The sequence below is a fragment of the Streptomyces sp. NPDC003393 genome, assembly GCF_053589015.1.
Map to the genome: position 1 here is coordinate 1 of NZ_JBSFRB010000052.1, position 20,440 is coordinate 20,440.

The 20,440-nt window shown below is 68.8% G+C and carries 20 protein-coding genes and 2 pseudogenes; 9 read left to right on the forward strand and 13 right to left on the reverse strand.

The window, feature by feature from the left end; all coding sequences use genetic code 11:
• Window positions 1–192 precede the first annotated feature (192 nt).
• Both ACWDUZ_RS33835 and ACWDUZ_RS33840 read left to right on the forward strand, forming a co-directional pair.
• Window positions 193–822, forward strand: coding sequence for a CGNR zinc finger domain-containing protein (locus ACWDUZ_RS33835; RefSeq protein ID WP_451635644.1), 630 nt, complete (start codon window positions 193–195; stop codon window positions 820–822).
• 441 nt (window positions 823–1,263) lie between these two features.
• Window positions 1,264–2,823 carry a DNA primase family protein gene (locus ACWDUZ_RS33840; RefSeq protein ID WP_451635645.1) on the forward strand — a complete coding sequence of 520 codons (1,560 nt, stop codon included), beginning with the start codon at window positions 1,264–1,266 and terminating at the stop codon, window positions 2,821–2,823.
• Window positions 2,824–2,894: 71 nt separating this feature from the next.
• Here ACWDUZ_RS33840 and ACWDUZ_RS33845 read toward each other — a convergent pair.
• The 5 genes and pseudogenes from ACWDUZ_RS33845 to ACWDUZ_RS33865 all read right to left on the reverse strand — a co-directional run.
• Window positions 2,895–4,025 (reverse strand): annotated as a pseudogene (locus tag ACWDUZ_RS33845) (transposase); the annotation flags it as partial.
• 25 nt (window positions 4,026–4,050) lie between these two features.
• Window positions 4,051–4,335: pseudogene (locus ACWDUZ_RS33850) on the reverse strand (DUF6884 domain-containing protein); the annotation flags it as partial.
• Between the two features lie 268 nt (window positions 4,336–4,603).
• Complete coding sequence (locus tag ACWDUZ_RS33855) at window positions 4,604–5,341, reverse strand: SDR family NAD(P)-dependent oxidoreductase (RefSeq protein WP_451635646.1); 738 nt, start codon at window positions 5,339–5,341, stop codon at window positions 4,604–4,606.
• Between the two features lie 42 nt (window positions 5,342–5,383).
• Window positions 5,384–6,022 carry a class I SAM-dependent methyltransferase gene (locus ACWDUZ_RS33860; protein ID WP_451635647.1) on the reverse strand — a complete coding sequence of 213 codons (639 nt, stop codon included), beginning with the start codon at window positions 6,020–6,022 and terminating at the stop codon, window positions 5,384–5,386.
• Window positions 6,023–6,056: 34 nt separating this feature from the next.
• Window positions 6,057–7,508, reverse strand: a complete 1,452-nt coding sequence (locus tag ACWDUZ_RS33865) for an MFS transporter (protein ID WP_451635648.1) — start codon at window positions 7,506–7,508, stop codon at window positions 6,057–6,059.
• A 108-nt stretch (window positions 7,509–7,616) separates the two neighbouring features.
• Between ACWDUZ_RS33865 and ACWDUZ_RS33870 the strand changes: the two genes are divergently transcribed.
• The gene (locus ACWDUZ_RS33870; protein ID WP_137970474.1) at window positions 7,617–8,219 is read left to right on the forward strand and encodes a helix-turn-helix domain-containing protein; all 603 of its coding nucleotides are present in this window, start codon (window positions 7,617–7,619) and stop codon (window positions 8,217–8,219) included.
• A gap of 49 nt (window positions 8,220–8,268) precedes the next feature.
• Here the strand turns inward: ACWDUZ_RS33870 and ACWDUZ_RS33875 are convergent, their stop codons facing one another.
• Entirely contained in the window at window positions 8,269–8,619 is a 351-nt protein-coding gene (locus tag ACWDUZ_RS33875; RefSeq protein WP_451635649.1) for a hypothetical protein, read from the reverse strand.
• Between the two features lie 125 nt (window positions 8,620–8,744).
• Between ACWDUZ_RS33875 and ACWDUZ_RS33880 the strand changes: the two genes are divergently transcribed.
• The gene (locus ACWDUZ_RS33880) at window positions 8,745–9,338 is read left to right on the forward strand and encodes a GNAT family N-acetyltransferase (RefSeq protein ID WP_451635650.1); all 594 of its coding nucleotides are present in this window, start codon (window positions 8,745–8,747) and stop codon (window positions 9,336–9,338) included.
• A 10-nt stretch (window positions 9,339–9,348) separates the two neighbouring features.
• Here ACWDUZ_RS33880 and ACWDUZ_RS33885 read toward each other — a convergent pair whose 3' ends face one another.
• Window positions 9,349–9,639, reverse strand: a complete 291-nt coding sequence (locus tag ACWDUZ_RS33885) for a hypothetical protein (RefSeq protein ID WP_451635651.1) — start codon at window positions 9,637–9,639, stop codon at window positions 9,349–9,351.
• 68 nt (window positions 9,640–9,707) lie between these two features.
• On the opposite strand from ACWDUZ_RS33885, the gene ACWDUZ_RS33890 reads away from it, so the two are divergent.
• Complete coding sequence (locus ACWDUZ_RS33890; protein WP_451635652.1) at window positions 9,708–9,992, forward strand: hypothetical protein; 285 nt, start codon at window positions 9,708–9,710, stop codon at window positions 9,990–9,992.
• Here the strand turns inward: ACWDUZ_RS33890 and ACWDUZ_RS33895 are convergent.
• The 3 genes from ACWDUZ_RS33895 to ACWDUZ_RS33905 form a co-directional block, all read right to left on the reverse strand.
• Window positions 9,953–10,576 (reverse strand): 3-oxoacyl-ACP synthase III family protein, encoded by a 624-nt coding sequence (locus ACWDUZ_RS33895; RefSeq protein WP_451635653.1) that lies wholly within the window; start codon window positions 10,574–10,576, stop codon window positions 9,953–9,955. The genes ACWDUZ_RS33890 and ACWDUZ_RS33895 overlap by 40 nt on opposite strands.
• A 432-nt stretch (window positions 10,577–11,008) precedes the next feature.
• Window positions 11,009–11,167, reverse strand: coding sequence for a hypothetical protein (locus ACWDUZ_RS33900; protein ID WP_451635654.1), 159 nt, complete (start codon window positions 11,165–11,167; stop codon window positions 11,009–11,011).
• Between the two features lie 255 nt (window positions 11,168–11,422).
• Window positions 11,423–14,173, reverse strand: a complete 2,751-nt coding sequence (locus ACWDUZ_RS33905; RefSeq protein WP_451635655.1) for a helix-turn-helix transcriptional regulator — start codon at window positions 14,171–14,173, stop codon at window positions 11,423–11,425.
• A 118-nt stretch (window positions 14,174–14,291) separates the two neighbouring features.
• Between ACWDUZ_RS33905 and ACWDUZ_RS33910 the strand changes: the two genes are divergently transcribed.
• The 3 genes from ACWDUZ_RS33910 to ACWDUZ_RS33920 are packed head-to-tail and all read left to right on the forward strand — an operon-like array spanning window position 14,292 to window position 17,058.
• Window positions 14,292–15,206, forward strand: coding sequence for an MBL fold metallo-hydrolase (locus tag ACWDUZ_RS33910; protein WP_451635656.1), 915 nt, complete (start codon window positions 14,292–14,294; stop codon window positions 15,204–15,206).
• Between the two features lie 22 nt (window positions 15,207–15,228).
• Window positions 15,229–16,722, forward strand: coding sequence for a carboxylesterase/lipase family protein (locus ACWDUZ_RS33915; protein ID WP_451635657.1), 1,494 nt, complete (start codon window positions 15,229–15,231; stop codon window positions 16,720–16,722).
• A 48-nt stretch (window positions 16,723–16,770) separates the two neighbouring features.
• A complete protein-coding gene (locus ACWDUZ_RS33920; RefSeq protein WP_451635658.1) occupies window positions 16,771–17,058 on the forward strand; it encodes a Rid family hydrolase in 288 nt (95 codons plus the stop codon).
• Here ACWDUZ_RS33920 and ACWDUZ_RS33925 read toward each other — a convergent pair.
• The 3 genes from ACWDUZ_RS33925 to ACWDUZ_RS33935 all read right to left on the reverse strand — a co-directional run bounded on the left by ACWDUZ_RS33925 (window position 17,040) and on the right by ACWDUZ_RS33935 (window position 19,516).
• The gene (locus ACWDUZ_RS33925) at window positions 17,040–17,987 is read right to left on the reverse strand and encodes an IS3 family transposase (RefSeq protein WP_451635659.1); all 948 of its coding nucleotides are present in this window, start codon (window positions 17,985–17,987) and stop codon (window positions 17,040–17,042) included. The two genes, ACWDUZ_RS33920 and ACWDUZ_RS33925, sit on opposite strands and share 19 nt — an antisense overlap.
• On the reverse strand, window positions 17,984–18,295 hold the full coding sequence (locus ACWDUZ_RS33930) for a transposase (protein ID WP_382700144.1): 312 nt from the start codon (window positions 18,293–18,295) through the stop codon (window positions 17,984–17,986). Before ACWDUZ_RS33930 ends, ACWDUZ_RS33925 begins: the two co-directional genes overlap by 4 nt.
• A gap of 69 nt (window positions 18,296–18,364) precedes the next feature.
• Window positions 18,365–19,516, reverse strand: coding sequence for an IS4 family transposase (locus ACWDUZ_RS33935; protein WP_451635660.1), 1,152 nt, complete (start codon window positions 19,514–19,516; stop codon window positions 18,365–18,367).
• Window positions 19,517–19,894: 378 nt separating this feature from the next.
• Between ACWDUZ_RS33935 and ACWDUZ_RS33940 the strand changes: the two genes are divergently transcribed.
• Window positions 19,895–20,434, forward strand: a complete 540-nt coding sequence (locus tag ACWDUZ_RS33940) for an LOG family protein (protein WP_451635697.1) — start codon at window positions 19,895–19,897, stop codon at window positions 20,432–20,434.
• Window positions 20,435–20,440 lie beyond the last annotated feature (6 nt).

Genomic DNA, 20,440 nt, shown 5'->3' on the forward strand with positions numbered 1-20,440 from the left:
AGGGCGGCGGCCTCTCCGGTGGCCTCGGCGGGGTTGATCTGCGGCAGCGTCGACATGGCGGTCTCCTGGGGTCCCGGCACCGGTTCTAATGTTTGTCCGGCGCTCTTTCCATTTGGACGATGACACACCCACACCCTCATGTCAAACGGATGAGCTACATTCAAAGCATTAGTCCAGTGGTAGCGTGGAGAGATGACCACTGACACCGCAACCAACGCCGTCCTCTTGGGGGAACCACTACCGATCGAGCTGATGAACACCGTCAGCGTTGCTCACGGCCAGACCCAGGACGCCCTCGAGACCGACGCGGGAGCCGCAACCTGGCTCAACGCCGTCGCGCACCGGTTCCAGGCCGAAGGCGCGATCCATCTCGAACCCCTCGACGCGGACCAGGCACGCCCGGCGGCGGAACACCTCCGTGAACTGCGAAGCGCGCTCCGGCACCTCGCGGCAGAGGCAACCGACGACCCGAGGCCCGCGGCGACAACCCCGCCGCTGACACGTACCGAAGCGGTCGCCGTACTCAACAACCGGTCCCAGGTCTGGCCACAGCTCTCCTGGCCGGTCGATGCCGGGCCCACACGCGCGTACCACGGGCCCGGAACGGCCCAGGATCTGGCAGTGCAGTTCATTGCCCACCAGGCTGTCGAGCTCTTCACCGGTCCGGACCACGACCGTCTGCGCCCCTGCCTGGCGCCCAACTGCCTGCTCTTCTTCGTGAAGAACCACCCGCGGCGCGAATGGTGCTCGCCCGTCTGCGGTAACCGCGTACGCGTCGCCCGCCACTACCGGCGCCACCGCACGTCCGAGGAGCGAAACTGAGAAGCGGCGCCTGAGGGACCCAAGAGGGGCAACATTCACGTGCAACCATCGAGAATATTGAGGTGATCGAGAAAAAAGAAGAATCTCATTGCGCTGACATACAGCTAGTTTTGGTCGAATGCAGGCTTAGACTCTTCGAGAATCTGGTTCCTTCGGTCCCTGGAATGGCGCCATCCCCTACGTAGCATGGCGACCGGCGCCGGGGATCGCAGACCCGCCCGAGACCCTGACAAGGATTACCTGCGTGTCGCGCCATGCTGAGATTGCGTCGGCTGCCCGGACTGAGTCAGCACCGTCGTCTGTCGCTGACCGACCCTCAACCATCCCGGTTCCGCTTTTTTGTGATTCGTTGCACATTGACATGGGCGAGCCGGCCACATTGGGGAATGTCTCGCTCGAGGCAACCCGGGTTGTCCACCCAATGAGCCTCGAAGGACTCGCATGAGCCGTGCTGCGGACGCGTCACAGATCGACGTACAGTCCTCCGCTCGACAGGTACTCAAATACGGGACGGCCGGAGCACCGGCTGAGGCGTTTTCCGTTTCCCTTCCAGAGCCGGCACAGACTCAAGAAGCCTCTCGTGCGGATTCCGGTGGCTGGATGGCCGCTGAAACCATGCCATCGACCCTCTCCGACCGGGGGAATGCACGGCTGTTCGTCGAGCGCTATCGGAACGAGTTCCGTCACGTAGAGGGCCTTGGCTGGTTCTTCTGGGATGGGTACCGATGGAACCGGACAAATGGAGAGAAAGCTGCGCTGTGGGCGGCCGGCGAGATGGCTGAAGACCTCCCCGTCACCGACACGCGAGGAATCTTCAGCGACAACGAACTCGCCCGACACAAGCGGCGGACGCTTTCCACGACCGGCATCCAGGCGTTGCTTGCTCAAGCCAAGGCATCACCTGGTCTGTCCATCGATCCGGACGCCTTGGACGGCGATCCGTACACTCTTTGCACACCTGCCGGGGTCGTTGATCTTCATACCGGTCAGCTCCGCAGCCCCGACCCGAGTCGTGACTTGCACTCTCGGGCCACCAGTGTGGCCCCACAACCGATGGACACGCCGCGTTGGCGCCGCTTCTTGAGCGACACCTTCGGTGCGGACGACGCAGGCGTGGAGATGATCGACTTCCTACAGCTATTGCTCGGCCATTCCATCACCGGTGATGTCGGAGCTCAGGTTCTTCCCTTCCTGCACGGGGAGGGAAAGAATGGCAAGAGCACGCTGATGGACATCGTCCTGCAGATATTGGGCGACTACGCCGACGCTGCACCCCCTGGTTTTCTGATGGACCGTGGCGCCTTCTCGGAACACTCCACAGAACTCACCGAGCTGCACGGCCGTCGGCTGGTGGTGTGCAGCGAGCTCAAACCGAACGACAAGTTCGACGAAGCCCGAGTACGTCTTTTGACGGGTGGGGACAGGATCAAGGCCCGCCGTATGCGGCAGGACTACTTTTCCTTTGCCCCTACACACCATCTGTGGCTTCTGGGCAACCACCGTCCGGAGGTCACGGTAGGAGGCTTCGCTTTTTGGCGACGTATACGATTGTTGCCCTTTACCAGGACCGTTCCCGCTGGGCGTCGCATCGACAATTTGGCCTTCGAGTTGGTTCGCGACGAGGGCGCCGGCGTCCTGCAGTGGATCATTGAAGGGGCCACGAAGTATTTGTCCACACGGGACCCCCTAGATGGGCCTGATCAAGTTCGGCTGGCTACCACCACGTATGCCACTACTGAGGATCACATCGGCCGATTCCTTGAAGAATGCTGCATTGTGGACCTTGGTAACTCCAGCGGCCTCCGCGTTGATCAAGCTCTGCTCTTCGACCAGTACCAGCACTGGTGTAGAACCGAAGGGATCCGTGCGGCAACACCGCGTGCTTTCGCCAGCCGAGTCCGCACAGAACTTGGGCTGACCTCGCCTGCGGATATGGTCAAGTCAAACGGCCGCAAATATTACCCGTGCCTGGGTCTGTTGAACGATGATGAGAGAGCATAGCCGCGGGTGGAGACTTGCGTCGCATTCCTGTACTCGCGCGTAACCCCACCCTACTATGCATGAACTGGCTCTTAACCTCGCTGCTGTTTCTGGCGGACGTGTTCGGTGAGGGTTTCGATTCGTTTCACGGTCTTCCCTGGCTCGTGACGTGGGGCTGGCCTGCGGTTCTTCGAGCCGGGTGGGCGTCCGGGTCCGGGCTTGGAGGGTCTGGGCACGTCGGCGGGACGGGCGGTCTTCACGCGGAGGTGGCGGAACCCCCGGGGGACCCGGGCGGGGGTCAGCCGACGTGGTTCGGCGGGCCGTTCCCAGGGTCGGCGGAGGTCCTCGGCGAGGGGGCGGGCGAGGCGGAGTTGGGTGTGGGCGGCGATGATCAGCCAGGTCCACAGGTCGGCGGTGTGCGGATGGCGGACCTTGGGGACGGTCCAGCCCAGGGTCTGCGTGAACAGCCGGAAGGTGTGTTCAAGATCGAATCTGCGCAGGAACGCCTGCTAGCGCACATCGACGTCCTGTCCGGTCATGCCGGTGCGCGAGGACCACAGCCACACCGGTTTCGGGTCGCGGTCGCCGGGCAGATGCTCGGCCTTCAACCGGATCGACGTGCCGTGGATCAAAGGGAGTTCACCGCAGTGGTCGAGCCAGGGGCCACGGGCCTGCAGGCGCGGGTGCATCCGGTCCCAGGCGAGGGCTTCGGCCCGGCCGTAGCGTGTGGTGTCGCAGGTGGTGGCCTGGTCGGGGGTGTGCCAGGACTCCGGTTTGGAGAAGGTGAGGACGCCACCGTGCTTGCGGGGCTGCCCGCCGCGCGGGGTGGAGCGGCGCGGGCCGGCATCCCTCAGCATGACGCGGTCCGAGCGGAGCCGGCCGACCAGCTCGACGGGCAGGTCGGCCAGGACGTAGGCGAGGCGTGTGACGTCGTAGCCGGTGTCCATGACGACGAGGATGTCCGCGTCGCCCGGCCGTCACTGCCCGGCGTGCACCAGCCGGGTGACCACCTCGCGCAGTTGGGCGGCGGTCACCGCGGTGGCATCGTCGGCCGGCCCGAGCCGGATCGCGTCCAGTACGGCCGTCCACGACGTGCGTCCCGTCTCCAGCGCGGCGACGAAGGAGTAGGGCCAGCCGGGGATGAACTGATCCGCGCTGCGGCCTCGCCCGTAGACGTGGCAGAAGACGGGAGCGCTGCTCGCCGATGCCGCGGCATCCGTCCAGGGGGCGCAGGGCGTCCGGCCGTACAGCGGTGACGGCGTCGACGTACACGCGGCCGCCCAGGGCGACCAGGTCGCGGGCCTCGAGGATGCCGAGCAGGGCGGCCTGGGCGCGCAGCTGCTCGACGCCGACACGGCCGGGGGCATCCATCCGCTGCTCGTACGGCAGGAGCTCGTCGTCGAGACGGACGAAGCCGTGCAGGGCGGAGAGCACGAGGACGCCGCCGGGACCGGCGATCCCCTCGGCGGCTCGTCGGCACATGAGGTGATACGAGCCGGTGTAGAGGTTGCGGGCGGAGGTGGGGCGGTCCACTGCGAGTTTGGCGGCCGAGCAGGGCGAAGCGCGCGAGTTCGTGGATTCTCGGAACTGCGTGACGAGGAACCCGCACGTTGATCGAGCCTTGACTCGAAAGCGCGTGCAGGTTGAGGACTTCCCGGGCTCGCTAGGGATGTCGTCAACGAGACTTCGGCGCCAAGGCTCGGCGGTCCATGGCCCGCAGCTGCCACCCCACCTCCCAGGTCGCCTCGTGCCCGCTTTACCGAAGGCACCCAAATAACGTCGCTGAACTGCAGGTAGTCCGCTATCCGAGAGCGGGTTGGCCGCCCATGGCGCTGAGGGTGGCGCCGTTGACGTAGCTGGCGTCGGGGGAGGCCATGAAGGCGATGGCTCCTGCAATTTCCTCGGGGTCGGCGAGGCGCTGAAGAGCGACGGCTTGTCCGGCGGATTCGAAGGCGTCGCCGTAGACGGCGGTGCCTTCGGTGCGGGTGGGGCCTGCGGCGACGGCGTTGACGCGGACTCCGGCGGGGCCGTATTCGGCGGCCCAGACGCGGGTGAGGGATTCCAGCGCGGCTTTGGTGGCTCCGTAGATGCCGCTGCCGAGGCCGGGGGTATCAGCGGCGCCGCTGCTGACGTTGATGATGGCGCCGTGTCCGCGCTCGGTCATTGAGGGGGCGAGTGCCTGGACGAGGAGGTAGGGGGCGCGCAGGTTGATGGCGATGTGGGCGTCGAAGGTGTCGGGGGTGGTGTCGGCGGTGCGGGCGAAGTGGAAGATGCCCGCGTTGTTGACCAGGATGTCGGCCTGTCCGGCGCGTTCGGCCAGAGCGGTCACCTGCGCGGGGTCGGACAGGTCGGCGGGCTCGAAGCGGGCCTTGGCCCCAAGGGCGGTGATGCGCTGGAGGGTGTCGGCGGCGCGCTGCTCGTCGCGGCCGTGGACGATGATGTCGGCGCCGCGGGCGGCCAGGGCCAGGGCGGTGGCCCGTCCGATGCCGGCCGTGGCGCCGGTGACCAGGGCGGTCTGCTGGGTGAGGTCGCGGTGCATGGTCGTGCTCGTTCCTGTGCGTTGTCGGGTGCTGGTGAGGGGTTACTGGGTGCGCTGGGCGGTCAGGACGGTGTCGTGGATGGTGACCTGCCGACCGTCGGGTGTGGTGGCGGTGCGGGGGCGGGCGGTGCGGGTGATGGCCTTCCAGGCGGTTGCGGGGAGGTCGTCGATGAGGTCGTCGGCGGTGTAGAAGATGTCGGGCTCGGGCGGGCGGGGCATGGCGGTGTCCAGGTCGCTGGGGTGGTGGCCGATGATCACCAGGTGTCCGTCGTGGGTGACCCGGGAGGCGAGGGCGGCGAAGACAGCGCGTCGCAGCGGAGAGGGGAAGTGGAGGAAGGAGGCGGTGACCAGGTCGTAGCGGGGTGCTCCGTCGTCGGGTGTCCAGGTGCGGATGTCGGCCTGCTGCCAGATGAGGCGGCTGGCCAGCGCGGTCGGGGTGTGGTCGGCTGCGCGGGCGAGGGCCTGGGCGGAGAAGTCGGTGCCGGTGACGTGCCAGCCCGCCTGGACCAGCCAGATGGCGTCGGTGCCCTCACCGCACCCCGCCTCCAGCGCCGTTCCGGGAGCGAGTGCGGTCACTTCCTCGACGAGAGCGGGGTTGGGCTGCCCGCTCCACCAGGGGTTGGGGTGGTTGTAGCGCTGGTCCCAGAATGCGGCTTCGTACCGCGGATCGGTGTCACTCATCAGAGCTCTCCAGATCTGGTCGGTTAAGGGGTGATCATGCGGGGGTGGTCTTGGGGGCGGGGATGCGGCGCCCCCAGAGGCCGAACAGGAGCAGTCCGGCCAGGGGGAAGGCGGCGGTGGCGAGCAGCGTCGTGCCCAGGCCGTTGTCCAGGCCGCCGGTGGCGGACAGCACGCTGGTCAGGACGGCCAGGCCCATGCCGCCGCCGAGTTGCTGCAGGCCCTGGTTGAGGCTGGCGGCGGCGCCGATGTGCTCGGCCGGGGCCTGGTGCATGATCACGGCGGTGACGGGGGCGAAGGTGGCGCCGGCGCCCGCACCGAGCAGGATCGAGGGCAGCAGCACCGTGACGATCGAGGTGTTCGCGTCGGCGTCGGCGGCTACGAGGGCCATCCAGGCGATACCCAGCACCAGCCCCGCAAGGCCCGCGCTGCCGATGACGCGCTCACCAAGTCGCGGCAGCAGCCGGGGGGTGAGCTGGTTGGTGGCGATCAGGCCGAGCGTGAAGGGCACCAGAGCCAGACCGGTCTGGATCGGGGTGAAGCCCAGCACCTGCTGGGTGAGCAGGGTGGTGAAGAACAGGAAGCCGACCTGTCCTGCCGGGATGACGAGCATCGACAGCAGAGGGCCGGCGCTGCGCATGGAGGAGAAGAACGCCAGTGGCGTCACCGGATGCGGGTGCCTGCGCTCACACATCACCAGGGCCACGAGCGCGAGTGCGGCGACGGCGAACGCCCCCAGCACCAGGGCGCTGTTCCAGCCGCGGTCGGCGGCGGAGGTGAAGGCGAACACCAGCGCCACCATCGTCAGGATCGACACTGCGGCGCCACCAATGTCCAGCGTGGTGCGCCGACGCTCCATCTCCGGAAGATTACGCACCGCGCCCAGCAGGGTCAGCAGGCCGATGGGGGCGTTGACGAACATCACCCACTGCCAGCCCAGTGTCTGCGTCAGCACACCGCCCCCCAGCAGCCCGACCGCGGCTCCTGCGCCGACGGCCAGGACGAACATCGCCATCGCGCGGGAGCGCTGCGGGCCCAGCGTCGTGATCCCCATCAGCAGCACCATCACGCTGGGCGCCGCCATGGCCGCGCCCACTCCCTGCAGTGCTCGCGCCGCCACCAAGACCCCGGCGGAGGGCGCGAGCCCCCCGGCGACGGAGGCGATCACGAAGACGATGACGCCCAGGATCAGAGCGCGGCGGGGGCCGATCATGGAGCCGACTTTGCCGCTGAGCAGGATCAGGCCGCCGAAGGTCAGCGCGTAGGCGGTGACCACCCAGGACAGGCCCGCGCTGGAGAAGCCCAGCTCGTGACCAATGTCGGGCAGGGCCACGTTCACGATCGAGGTGTCCACGACGAACATCAGCTGCGTCAGAACCAAGATCACCACGGCCAGCGTCACCGAACCGCGGCGCACCGCCATCGCCGCTCCGGGCGGTGCCACGGCCCGCTGCGCGTCCAGCACCTCGGTTCTGCTGTCGTGGCTCATCGCGTCTCTCCCATTCCGTACGGCGGACCTGGCGGGGCGCCTGCCACCACGGTCAGGCCGTCCACAGCAACGCGCAAAGATCCTTGCTGCGGTGGCAAGGTTGGAGGCATGGATGAGGAAACACAGTCGACGATGGCCGCGGTCGGCCCCCGCCTGAAAGGGCTGCGCACCCAGCGCAGCCTCTCCCTGACAGCCCTGGCCGAGGCCACCGGGATCTCACTCAGCACGCTCTCGCGCCTGGAGTCGGGCCAGCGCCGCCCCACCCTCGAATTGCTCCTGCCCCTGGCCCGGGAGCTGCGCGTGGACATCGGCCAGCTCATCGGCGCACCGCAGACGGGCGACCCCCGCCTGCACCTGCAGCCTGTCACCCGCCACGGCATGACCATGCTCCCGCTCACCAGGCGTGCGGGAAGCCTGCAAGCCTACAAACTGATCATCTCGCCAAAAATGCGCTCACCCGATCCCGAGCAGGCCAGCCACGAAGGCTACGAATGGATCTACGTCCTCGACGGCCGCCTACGCCTGGTCCTGGGCGACAACGACCTGATCATGGGTCCCGGAGAAGCCGCCGAATTCGACACCCGCACCCCCCACTGGTTCGGCAACGCCGACGAACACCCCGTCGAAATCCTCAGCCTCCTCGGCCACCAAGGAGAACGCGCACACCTCCGCGCCCGCACCGTCCCGCCAACTGAGCGCACACCGAACTGATTTGCTCGATCTGCCGTACAGCGGCGCTCCACCGAGCGAGCGGTTGTTGCTACCGGGGGAGTTTCGCAGTGCGTTCCGGGTGGGCCGCAGTGATGTACCGCATTGCGGTGTGAGAGGAGATGCCGAAGAGGCGCATCAGATGAAGCGGGTCGCCAACCTCGAAGGCCTTGTCGCGGATCCGGTCCTGCCCCAGTGTCGGCATCGTGAGTCCGGTGGGCCGGAAGATGGAGGTAAACGTGGTGCCGATGGGCGAGTGAGTGGTGTCCACCGCGGTCCATAGGTTGATCAGCAGATGCGGGTTGGTGGTCACCGGCCAGCGGCGGTGCCGTTCACGGAGCCACGCGGAGGCGCAGCGGTAGTGTTGTGTGCCGCCCAAGATGAGCATGAGCTTGCCACTCAAGATGAGCACGTCCGGGGTTGAGGAAGGCCCGCCGGGATCTTCCGGCGGGCCTTGTTGATCTTCATCGTGTCACTGGGATGCTCGGGGTGCCGGTCTCTCCGTCGAGGTTTTGGCATGATGCTCGGATGATCGTTCCGATACCTGCTGTTGTTCCCCCGGGCCGGATGAGCCAGACCGAGCAGCCTGTGTTCGGCCTGGCCAACGGCCTTGAGCTGCGCCCTTGGTGCCTTGATGACGCCAAGGTCCTCATGGACTCATGCCAGGATGCGGACGTTCAGCACTGGAATCGGCCGGGGCAGCTGTCTCTGGATGACGCGCGTGACCGGATCGTGCGCTGGGAGAAGCGCTGGCGGACGGAGAAGGCAGCAATCTGGGCGATCGCCGAACCGGGAGGCGGCAGCCCGGTGGGCCTGATCGGTCTGGCCGACTTCGATCTCGACGGGGGCAGTGCCGAGTTCCTGTACTGGTTGCTCCCCGCCGGCCGTGGTCGTGGAGCCATGGTCGACGCGGTCGTCCGTGTCAGTCGTTGGGCCTTGGAAGACCTGGGTCTGCATCGTCTCCGGATCACCCACTCCGTCGCCAACGCCGCCTCCTGCCGGGTGGCGGAGAAGGCGGGGTTCGCTCTCGAAGGGACGATGCGAAGGGCCCTGCTGCACTCGGACGGCTGGCATGACGAGCATCTGCATGCGCGTGTCCAAGGCGACGCCTGGCCGTGGTGAGGACGCTGGGTCATTCGGCGGTGACTTCGGCGACGGCGGCGCGGACGGAGGACTCGTCGACGATGGACTTGTTGTCGGCGTAGGCGGACAGCAGGGCCTGGACGGCGAGGTTGTTGACGGCGCGGGGATAGCCGCGGGCGGTGTCGTGGATGAGGTTGATCGCGTCGTCGGAGAACAGGGTGTCGGAGCGGCCGACGAGGGCGAGGTGGTGGGTGAGGTAGCTGGTGGTCTCCTCGCTGGTCATGGGTGGCATGTTGTAGCGGATCGCGATCCGCTGGTCGAGGGTGCCGGATACCGGCATGGCCACACCTCGCGGACGCCTACGACCTCGAGCGCGTCCGCGAGGCACCTGCCGTCGGCCGCGACGTCATGGCACAGGTAGCCGCCTACGAGGAACGGAAGAAGGCGCACCCCGATCGGGATCACTGGTCACTGGTCGATCAGAACGACCCGGGGGACGACGGACCCAGCGAGGTCCTGGACGGCGATCTCGATCGGTGGAAGCGGCTCAGCAGCGGCCCAAACCGTGGCATGTGGCGCATGGTCGGCTTCTCGCTCTCCCGGTATGAGGCCAGCACCGGGGAGGCCGTGCCCTGGCAGCAGCTCGCCTACCACTACGCCCCGCTCACCGCAGCCACAGGAGAGGACCGCTGACTGTGAACCACGTTGACGGCCTTCTCGGGCCCGGCGGTGCCGTCCTCGTAGCCCGCGAAGCCGTCGCGCAGCTGGTCCAGGCCTGAAGGGGCGTGCCGCACCGCCCGGCTCGGGGTCTCACCGGTGACGACCAGGGCCCGGCGGGCGCGGTCGGCGAGGATCATCGCCCGGGCCGTGTCGATGCCGTTGACGAAGCCGTTGCACGCGTTGGTCACGTCCAGCGCGTGCGCCCGGGATCCGAGTTCGGCCTGGACGATGTGCGCGGTCGCCGGTTCGACCACGTCCCGCGTGGCGGAGGCGAACACCAGCACGTCCACGTCGTACGGGGCGAGCCCGGCCCGGTCCGGCGCGGTGCGGGCCGCACGTACCGCGAGCGTCGAGGCGTACTCGTTCTCAGCGGCCGCCCGACGTGAGGCGATGCCGGTGGCGCGTTCGAGTGTCCGAGCCGGCAGGGGACAGCCGGAGGCTGCGGAGATCCGCTCCTCCAGCTGACGGGACGTCACTTCGCGCCCCGGCAGGCAGGAGGTCACTGCGGTGATGCCCGCACGGCGCGTGGAGCCGCGAGCAGCGTGGTCCGTGTGCATGGGCTGCACGCTTTGAGCGGCGCAGGACAACCCGCCTGAGTGCTGGTACTCAAATGGCATGGGTAATCAGCCGGGCACGGCCACTGCCGTCCTGCCTGCTCGTCGCCCCACCGGCCCAGGTCACCGGCGAGCGCGACGGCCTACCCGACGACCGCCTGCTTCAGCAGCTCGTGCATGGCCGGCGTCACCACACGCTGCGCAGCACCTGGCCCGGTCCGCCGATCGAGCATCGCCTTACCCGAAGAGGACACCGACGCGCTGGCACAGCTTCTGACCGAGCAACAAGTACCTGTACCTGCTGCATGAACCCTTCCTGACCAAAGACAGGAGGCTGGCCAGCCGTTTCATCGACCAGCGTGCAGCTTTCCGGGAGCGGCTCTCTCGAGGACGATGTGCCGGCGGCGTCTTGTTGCGCGCCCGCCTACGCAATCCTCAGCGGGTGCCCAGTGAGAGCAGCTCCGGTGAGAGCGTGTTCAGGAGGGCGAGCACCATGCTGAGGGCGCCGGTGATGAAGAAAGTCACCGCCCAGGAGCTGCCGGAGGGCGTGTAGAACATGCCGAAGACGCAGGCGAGAAGGAAGGCCAGGGTCAAGGACGTGTGCCCGGTCGCCAGGACGGCGAGGCCATGGCCGAACGGTACTCCGGCGACTGTGCCGCGACGCTGTTGGGTCAGCCACCATGGCTGTCCGTTCCCTCGACGCGGTGGGCCGTGCCCGTCCGTGCGTGAGGAAGGCGGGGCCGTGTCAAGGCGAGAGGGTTACCGGCCCGTTCGCCTCGTGGCCAGTCTGGTTCGGCGGTCTGCCGGGCGGTATGCGTCAGGTGACTGCATCTGTGGCTGGGCGTGCCGTCAGTCCCGGTGGTCGGCTGTCGCCAGGGGGCCCTCGATGAGGTCGCGCAGTTGGGCGCGGGCGGTGATGCCGAGCTTGGGGAAGCTGCGGTAGAGGTGCGAGCTGACCGTGCGCGGCGAGAGGAAGAGCTTCTCGCCGATCTCGCGGTTGGTCAGTCCGTGGGCGGCGAGCCTGATGATCTGCTGCTGTTGCGGGGAGAGTTCGGCGAGCGCGTCGGGGGCGGCGTCGGTCACGTCGAGGCCGGCGGCGCGCGATTCGGCCCGGGCTCGCTCGATCCACGGGCGTGCGCCCAGGCGCCGGAAGGTCTCCAGGGCCTCGGTGAGCGGCCCTCGCGCCTCCGTGATGCGCCGACGGCGCCGTAGCCACTCGGCGAGGTCCAGCAGGGTCTGGGCGCGTTCGAAGGGCCAGTGTTCCAGCACGGGGTCGGCCAGGGCCGCCCGGAAGTGCGGCTCGGCGTCCTCGGGGTCGGCAAGCAGGCCCCGGGCGCGGTTGATCAGTGCGCGCAGGCGGGGTGAGGCGCTGTCGGCGAGGGTGCGTGCGGCACGTTCGACGATCGCGTCGGCCTCCGCGTGCCGGTCGGCGCGCACCGCCGCGGCGGCCAGATCCGCGAGGGCAGGGTAGGAGGCGTGGTAGTGCACGGGGGCGCCATCTGCCGTGAAGACCGTGCGGAGTCGGTCGTACGCCGTCTCGTAGGCGCCCTCCGCGAGGGCCGAGGCGCCGAGCGCGCGACGGGCGAAGACGGACACCGAGCGGCTCTCCAGCGGGTCGATCAGGGCGAGCGCCTCGTCGGCCCGGGCGCGGGCTGCCGTCGGGTCGCCCTGATAGGCCAGCACGGTGGCATCCACTGCGGCCGCGCACGCCACGGCGTGTTCCAGGCCGACCGCCGCACCGACTGCGCTGCTGCGGGCGCAGGCCTCCCGGGCCCGCCCCCACCTGCCCAGTTCCACATAGCTCCAGGCGGCCGCACCGCCCAGGCCCTCCGGCAGCGCTCCGCGCAACCCCCAGCGGTCGAAGGCCTCGTCGAAGGCGCGGACGGCCTGCGGGGTCTCGTCGAGCAGCCAGGCCATGACCGCGTAGGTGGTGAGCCGGTCAGGGCGGCGTTGTGCCTCGGCGGCGACCTGTGGGAGCAGGGCGAGGAGTTCGGCCCGGTCGTCGAAGGGGTCGGACACGGTCCGCACCCAGGTGCGCAGCCACGCGCGTGAGGTGTCCTCGTGCAGGGTGCGCAGGGCGGCCTCGATGCGGTGCCGCTGGGCGTCCTGTCCGGAGTAGTAGCGGACCACGGCAGCGCCGGCCAGGACGTCCAGCGCGGTGGACGGCTGGACGGGAGCCAACTCCTCGGCTGCGTCCGCGAGTTGAGGGAAGACCACGCTGTGGCGCACGGTCAGTGCTGCGAGCCGTCCGACCTGGGCTGCGGCTTCGGCGAGGAGGGACGCGTCGTCGGTGCGCGCTCGTACCGCGGTCGCCAGTTCCTCGACCCAGGCGAGGTCACCGGTGAGCGCTGCCTCCGCGGCGGCTTCGACGAGCAGCCGGGCGGTGTCCTCGGACCGCGGCGCGAGGTCGGCGGCGCGTTGCAGGGCCTTGGCTGCGGCCGCGTGGCCGCCGCGGCGGCGGGCCCGGTCGGCGGTCCGCTCCAGCTCCGCCGACACGTCCGCGTCCGGGCGGGTGGCCGCGGCGGCGAGGTGCCAGGCACGCCGGTCGGGCTCGTCCCTCAGCAGCTCGGCGAGCGCCAGGTGGGCTTCGCGCCGGGCGTCGAGGGGCGCGGCGTGGTACACGGCGGAGCGGACGAGGGGGTGGCTGAACCGGAGGTTGTGGCCGGTGCGCCGGATCAGCCCGGCCCGCTCGGCGGGCGGCCATGCGTCGTCCTCGGTGTCCGGCACTTCGGCGGGGGCGGCGATCGCGGAGTCGACGGTGTCCATGGCTGCCAGGAGCATCAGGGCCCGGGTGGTGGGCGCGGGCAGGTCGTCCAGGCGGGCGGCGAAGATCTTCTCCAGGTGGGCGGTGAGCGGGAGCGGGCCCGCGGGCGGCGGCTTCGCGGCGGCCCCGGGTGCGGCGGCCGCCCTCGCCAGTTCGGTCAGCGCCAGGGGGTTGCCTTCGGCCTGGTCGAGGATCTGCGTCCTGGTCCGGCCGGTGGGGCTGAGGGGCTGCAGGTCCAGCAGCCGCCCGGCCTCGGCGTCGTCGAGCGATCCCAGGGTGAGCGTGGGTGTGTGCCGGTCAAAGCCCGGGAGAGGGTCGCCGACGCGGGCCGTGATCAGCATCGTGACCGGTTCGCCTGTCAGGCGTCTGGCGGCGAAGGAGAGGACGTCCAGCGACGCGCGGTCGAACCACTGCGCGTCGTCGAGCACCAGGAGCACAGGCCCGCGCTCGCCCAGGGCCGAGAGCAGGCTCAGGACGGCGACCCCGGTCAGCATGAGGTCGCCGTCCCCCGTGGCCGGGCCCGCGCCGAAGGCGCCGTGCAGCGCCGCGCGCTGACGCTCAGGCAGCCCATCGATTTCGGCCGACACGGGTCGCAGCAACTGGTGCAGGGCGGAGAACGCCAGAGTCGACTCCGACTCGCTGCCCTCGGCGCGCAGGACGCGGGCGTCGCCCGCCTCGGCCCGCCGCACCACACGGTCCAGCAGCGCGCTCTTTCCCATGCCCACGTCGCCGAGAAGCAGCAGAACGGGGTCGCCCGTGTCCGAGTCCATCACACGGAAAAGGCGTGCCAGTTCCGAGTCCCGGCCGACGATCGGCTCTCTCTCGTGCGCTTCCACGAGGTCAGGCTACAAGCGGCCCGGCCCGTGCACGGGGGTGCAGTCAGGTGTCGGATACCGCCGTATCGGCGCCGCTCGTAGGTTCCAGGAGAGCCCCCGAACCCTTGAGGAAGTGCCCATGGAACAGATCACGCTCGGCAACGTCTCCATCACCCGCGTCTGGGAGTACTACGGGTCTGTCGAAATGGAGCCCCACGCCTTCTTCCCGGAAAGCTCGCAGGAAGTCTGGAAGGACGGCGTCCACTGGCTGGCCCCGCACTTCCTGGACTCCGAGACCAACATCGTGAATTCGGCGATCCAGACCTGGCTGCTGCGCAGCGAGGGCAAGACCATCCTCGTCGACACGGGTGTCGGAAACCACAAGGAGCGCCCGTACGCGCCGGTCTGGAGCCACCTCAAGACGAACTTCCTGGACAACCTCGCCCGGGCAGGCGTCCAGCCCGAGGACGTGGACATTGTGATCAACACGCATCTCCACGTCGACCACGTCGGCTGGAACACGTACCTGGACGGGCGGCAGTGGATACCCACGTTCCCCAATGCCACGTACCTCATGCCCAAGGACGACTTCGACTTCTGGAACCCGGCGAACGACTACAAGCCGCTGCTCGGCCGCGGTAACCAGAACGTCTTCGAGGACAGCGTGGCCCCGGTGCACGCGGCCGGGCAGACGGTGCTGTGGGAGAACAGCCACCAGATCGACGCGGACCTGCGCCTGGACGCGGCTCCCGGCCACACCCCCGGCTCCTCCGTGCTGACCCTCACCTCCGGGACGGACCGCGCGGTGTTCGTCGGCGACATGCTGCACAACCCGGTGCAGATCCTCGAGCCGGACGTCAACAGCTGCTTCTGCGAGGATCCCGCGGGCGCCCGCGCGACTCGTCGCAAGGTGCTGGGCTGGGCGGCCGACAACAACGCGCTCGTCATCCCCGCGCACCTGGGTGGTCACGGCGCCGCCGAAGTCGTGCGCAACGACAGCACGTTCGACATCAAGGGCTGGGCACCCTTCGCCCCGTACTCCGAGCAGGGCTGACGCCCGCGGAAAAGGCATCGCTGTGAATTACGAACCCGAGCCCGTCGTCACCACCGCACAGGGAGCCGTCCGCGGTCTCCGTCAGGACGACGGCACCGCCACCTTTCTGAACATCCCCTACGCCGCTCCTCCGCTGGGCGTCGGCCGGTTCGCCCCGCCGCAGCCGCACGAGCCCTGGAACGGCGTACGGGACGCCACCGCGCCCGGCCCCAACGCCCCGCAGTCCGAGCGCAAGCTCGGCAGCGTGGACATGTCCCCCTACTTCGGCGCCGGTTGGAGCCGCGGTGAGGACTACCTCACCGTCAACGTCTTCCAGCCCGCGGCCGGTGTCGGTGATCTGCCCGTCATGGTGTTCGTTCACGGCGGCGGATTCGTCGCCGGGTCGACGCGGTCCGCGCTGTACGACGGCTCGGCCTTCGCCCGCGATGGCGTCGTACTGGTCACTCTCAACTACCGGCTGGGCATCCCCGGGTTCCTCGACATCCCCGGGGTGCCCGCCAACCGCGGCCTGCTCGATGTCGTCGCCGCCCTGCGCTGGGTACGGGAGAACATCGCCGCCTTCGGGGGCGACCCGGACAACGTCACCCTCTTCGGCCAGTCGGCCGGGGCGACCATTGTCGGCGGCATCCTCGCCGCCCCCGACGCAGCGGGCGTCTTCCGCCGGGCGATCGTGCAGAGCGGCAGCGGCCTGGGCGCCTTCACCTCCGAGCAGGCCGCCCGCGTCACCAAGGCCGCGGCCGAGGCGCTGGGCATCGAGCCGCACGTCGACGCCTTCGCGGACATCCCCGACGAGCGCCTGGTCGAGGCCGCGTCCCGGCTCGCGGGCATCGACCTGCAGACCGACACGCACCACGATCCGCTGATCGGCCTCAGCCCGTTCAGCCTGGTCCTCGACACGCAGCCCGCCGAATCCGTCGCCGCCGGCCTGAGCGCCGATGTCGACCTGCTCGTCGGGACCAACACCGAGGAGGGAAACCTCTACCTGGTCCCGGTGGACAAGTACGCCACCTCGACCGCCGCGGACGTGCACGACACAGCGGCGCGCTCGCACCCGAAGCCCGTGCAGCTCGTGGAGACGTACCACGAGACCCGCCCCGAGGCGTCCTTTGGCGAGTTGCGGTCGGCCATCATGGGCGACGCGCTGTTCGGCGCGGGCAGCTGGGCCCTGGCCAGCGCACATGCCACCCACCCCCAGTCCGCCACGTTCAGCTATGAGTTCGCCTGGCGCTCCCACGCCCTGAACGGAGACCTCGGCGCCACCCACGCGATGGAGCTCCCCTTCGTCTTCGATCTCGCGGAGCTCCCCCAGCTGCAGGGTGCGGGCGCCCTCCTCGGCCCCGACCAGCCCTCTGCGGACCTCGCCGCCCGGGCACACGAGGCCTGGATCCGCTTTGCGAGGACCGGCAACCCCGGCTGGGACGCGTACGACACCACACGCCGGGCCACGATGCGCATCAACGCCGAGTGGACCCAGGTCGACGACCCCCGCAGCCAGGAACGACAGGCCTGGATCTGACCGGCGCACCGACACGACTGCGCGCAGTGCACCCTTCAAGGACACACCGTGGCCAGAACCGTCATCACCACCGAGAACGCACCCTCCCTGCCGGCCCCGCTGTCCCAGGGCATCCGCAAGGGCTTGATCCTGCAGGTCTCCGGGCAGCTCCCGCTCGACCCGACTACCGGCGAGGTCGTCGGCAGCACGGTCGCCGAGCAGACCGCACAGACCCTGCGCAACGTCACCGCCGCGCTCAAGGCGGGCGGTGCGCTCCCGGTGAGCTCGCTGCGGAGTGGTGCCGGGCGTGTGTCACCTCACGCCCGGCCGGACTGTGATCACACGACGGGGTTGTAGCCCGGTTCCGCGAAGAACAGGCCGGTGAGCTGACGCGGACGGAAGGGGACGTGCCAGTCGCCGGTGCTCGGGTAGAAGTAGGTGTCGCTTCCGGGGCCGTACGTGAACAGGTCGGGGCGTCCGTCCCGGTTGCCGTCGCCGATGCCGACGAGCTGTGTGTAGGGACCCCAGCCGCCGTCGATCCTGGTGCGGGTGGCGAAGGTGCCGTCGCCCTTGCCGAGGTAGAGCCAGAGGACACCGTCCTTGTCGCGGGCGACGAGGTCCCCGCCGGTGGCTCCGGCGATGTTGCCCACGGCGGTGATCTGGTTGTAGGTGTTCCAGCCCCCGGTACCGACCTTGACGCGCGACGCGTACGGCGCGGCCCATTTGCCGGTGCCTTTGTAGAACCACAGGACGCCGCTGGTGTCAGTGGCCAGCGCGTCCAGCGGAAGTTCGGTCCGCATGTGGTTCGCGACCTGCCAGCCGACAATCGTCCGGGAGAAGACGTCCAGGACGAACGCCACATACACCCAGCCCGTCCAGGTGCGGACATAGGTCATGTCGGCCACCCACAGATGGTCGGGCCGGCTCGCGGTGAAGTCGCGGTCGACCAGGTCCGGCGGCCTGGGTGCCGACGGCTCCGGCACCGTGGTGCAGCGCCGCCGGCCGCGGATGACGCCCTCCAGGCCCAGCTCGGCCATCAGTCGCTCGACGGTACAGCGTGCCACGAGGACGCCCTTGCGCCGCAGTGCGCGGGTGAACCGGCGGACACCATAGGTGCCGCCGGACTCGGCATGGACCTGTTCGATCAGCGGCATAAGCTGCTCGTCACGCAGCCGACGGGCAGACTTCGGCCGCTTCTTGCGCGCGTAGTACGCCGACTCCGACAGTCCCAGCACCCGGCAGGCGAACCCGACCCCGAGGCCCTTGTCCCTGAGGTGCTCGATCACCTGGTCGGCCTCGTCCGGGGACGGTCGAGTTCCGCCGCAAAAAACGCGCTCGCGGCCTTCAGAATCTCGTTCGCCCGCCTCAGCTCCGCTACTTCTCTGCGAAGTTGCTTCAGTTCCTCGTGCTCGGCGGTGGTCAGCCGGTCGTCGCGTTCGCCGGCGTCCGCCTCGGCCTGACGGACCCAGCCGCGCAGGGCTTCCTTGTGAATGCCCAGGTCCTTGGCGACGTGCGCGATCGGCCGGCCCGTCGTGCGGACCTCGCGGACGGCCCGCTCGCGGAGCTCGTCCGGGTACTTGCGTGGTGCTGGCACTGCTCGTGGTTCTCCTTCGGGCCAGGATCATAAGCCTGGCTTCAGGGACTCCACGAATCCGGGGTCAGCTCATAGTGAGCGGGTGAAGGAGATCCGGTCGGGGTCCCGGTCGGCTTGTCGTGCGGCCTGGTGCATCAGGTGCCGGATGGCGTGGTGGACGAGCAGGAAGCCGTAAAGTTCCTGCTCGGCCCCGTCAGGGTGCTGCGAGCGCAGTACCAGGTGCGACCCGCCGAGGTGGGTCTTGATTTCGTCGAGGGTGGACTCGAACTCCCACCGCTGGGCGTAGAGAGCGGCCAGTTCCGCGGCCGGGGCCATGTGCGGGTCGAGGATCGTGGTGAGGAGCCGGTAGACGCCCTCATGGCCGGCGATGGTGTACTCCACCGCACGTACCGGCACCCCGCGACGGGTGTGGTGGATGTCGCTGCGGTCGAAGATCTCGGTGAGGTACGAGCCGTCCGACAACTGCTCGACCACCGGCAGGACGAGGTCTTTGCGGACTCGCCACAGCAGATCCGCTCCCGTGGCCGCGGCTGCGCGCCACAGGTCCACGCTGTAGAAGCCGCGGTCGGCCAGCAGTAGCATCCCCGGTCGCAGGGACACCAGGACCGCCCGGGCCAGAGCCTGCTCTCCGGTGCGCAGACCTGCGATCGCAGCATCGAAGACGGCGTGGGTACCGCACTCCACCAGGCCGACCATGCGCAACTGGGGGTAGCCGACGTCCTGTTCACCGCGCCCGGAGCGGGGTGGACGGCCGAACGCCTCCACGTTCGACTTCGTGTCGGGCAGATCGAACGTGGTGCCGTCGATCGCGGTCAGCCGCCAGCCGCAGTAGAAAGCGCCCTGAGTGTCCGGCGTGGCAACCGGACGGCACACCCGCGCGAACAGCTCTCGCAGCGGCGCCACCCCCAGCCGGGACCTGGCTTTCCAGATCGCTGCCGTACTCGGCACCACCCATGACGTACGCCAACGCCGCGCACCCTGCAAACCCGCGGTCAGCAGCCGAGCGACCTCCTCATAGCTCTGCCCGGAGAACAGGCACATCGCCAACACGAAGTAGACCACCAGCCGGGCAGGCAGCAGCCGGTTCCGCTGCTGCACCCGACCCGTCTCCGCCAACACCTCATCCACAAGCGACTGAGGAAACGCCTGTGTCAGCACCCCGACCGCGACCCGGTCCGACAACCACTCACCAGATGACTTCAGTTGACCCGCTCTTGCCACACCAACAGCAACGACCGAGTTGCCCCTAAGTTACCGGTATTGAGGTTAGCGCTGAACGGCCGGAACACCCCGCGTTCACGGGTGTGCTCGCCGAGCGTCTTGGACATCGGGCGCGCGACGACCTGTCCCAGAACGCAGAACGACCGCGCGCATCCCCGCCCGTCAGCCGCTCTTCCTCAAGGGAGCAAGGTGCGGAGAAAGGTGCGGCAGACGATGCGACGGGCTTGCGCAGGTCGGCCCGGCAGTACTGTGAGGCGTCGACCACAGGTCACGGTCGGCGGTTGGGATTGGTCCCCTCTTTGTCTTCGTCATTGGTCCTGGCTCATGCGTAGTCGAGCGCATACGGTCGAGATCGTGATCGCTGCAACCCCCACCACCATGAATATCTGTGTTTTCCTCTCTGCCACCGACCTCGACAAGCGCTACACCCAGCCGGCTCGCGAGTTCGCGGAGCTGATGGGCAAGGGCGGCCACACGTTGGTGTGGGGCGGATCCGATACCGGGCTGATGAAGGTCGTCGCCGATGGAGTCCGGCAGAGCGGGGGGCGGCTCGTCGGGGTCTCGGTCAGCTTTCTGCGCAAGTGGGCCAGGACTGATGCCGACGAGATGGTGTTCGCCAAGGATCTCGCCGAACGGAAGGCCGTACTGCTCGCCGAAGCGGATGCACTGGTGGTGATGGCCGGCGGCCTCGGCACTTTGGACGAGGTGACCGAGATCCTGGAGCTGCGCAAGCACGGACTGCACAACAAGCCGGTGGTGCTGCTGAACACGGACGGCTTCTACGACGGCCTGACGCTGCAACTCCGACGGATGGAGGAGGAGGGCTTCCTGCCGCTGCCCCTGGCCGAACTCTTCTTCCCTGCTGCCTCGCCCGTCGACGCCTTCACTTACCTGGAAGAGTGGGCCGGCAGGCGGTGAGGCGAC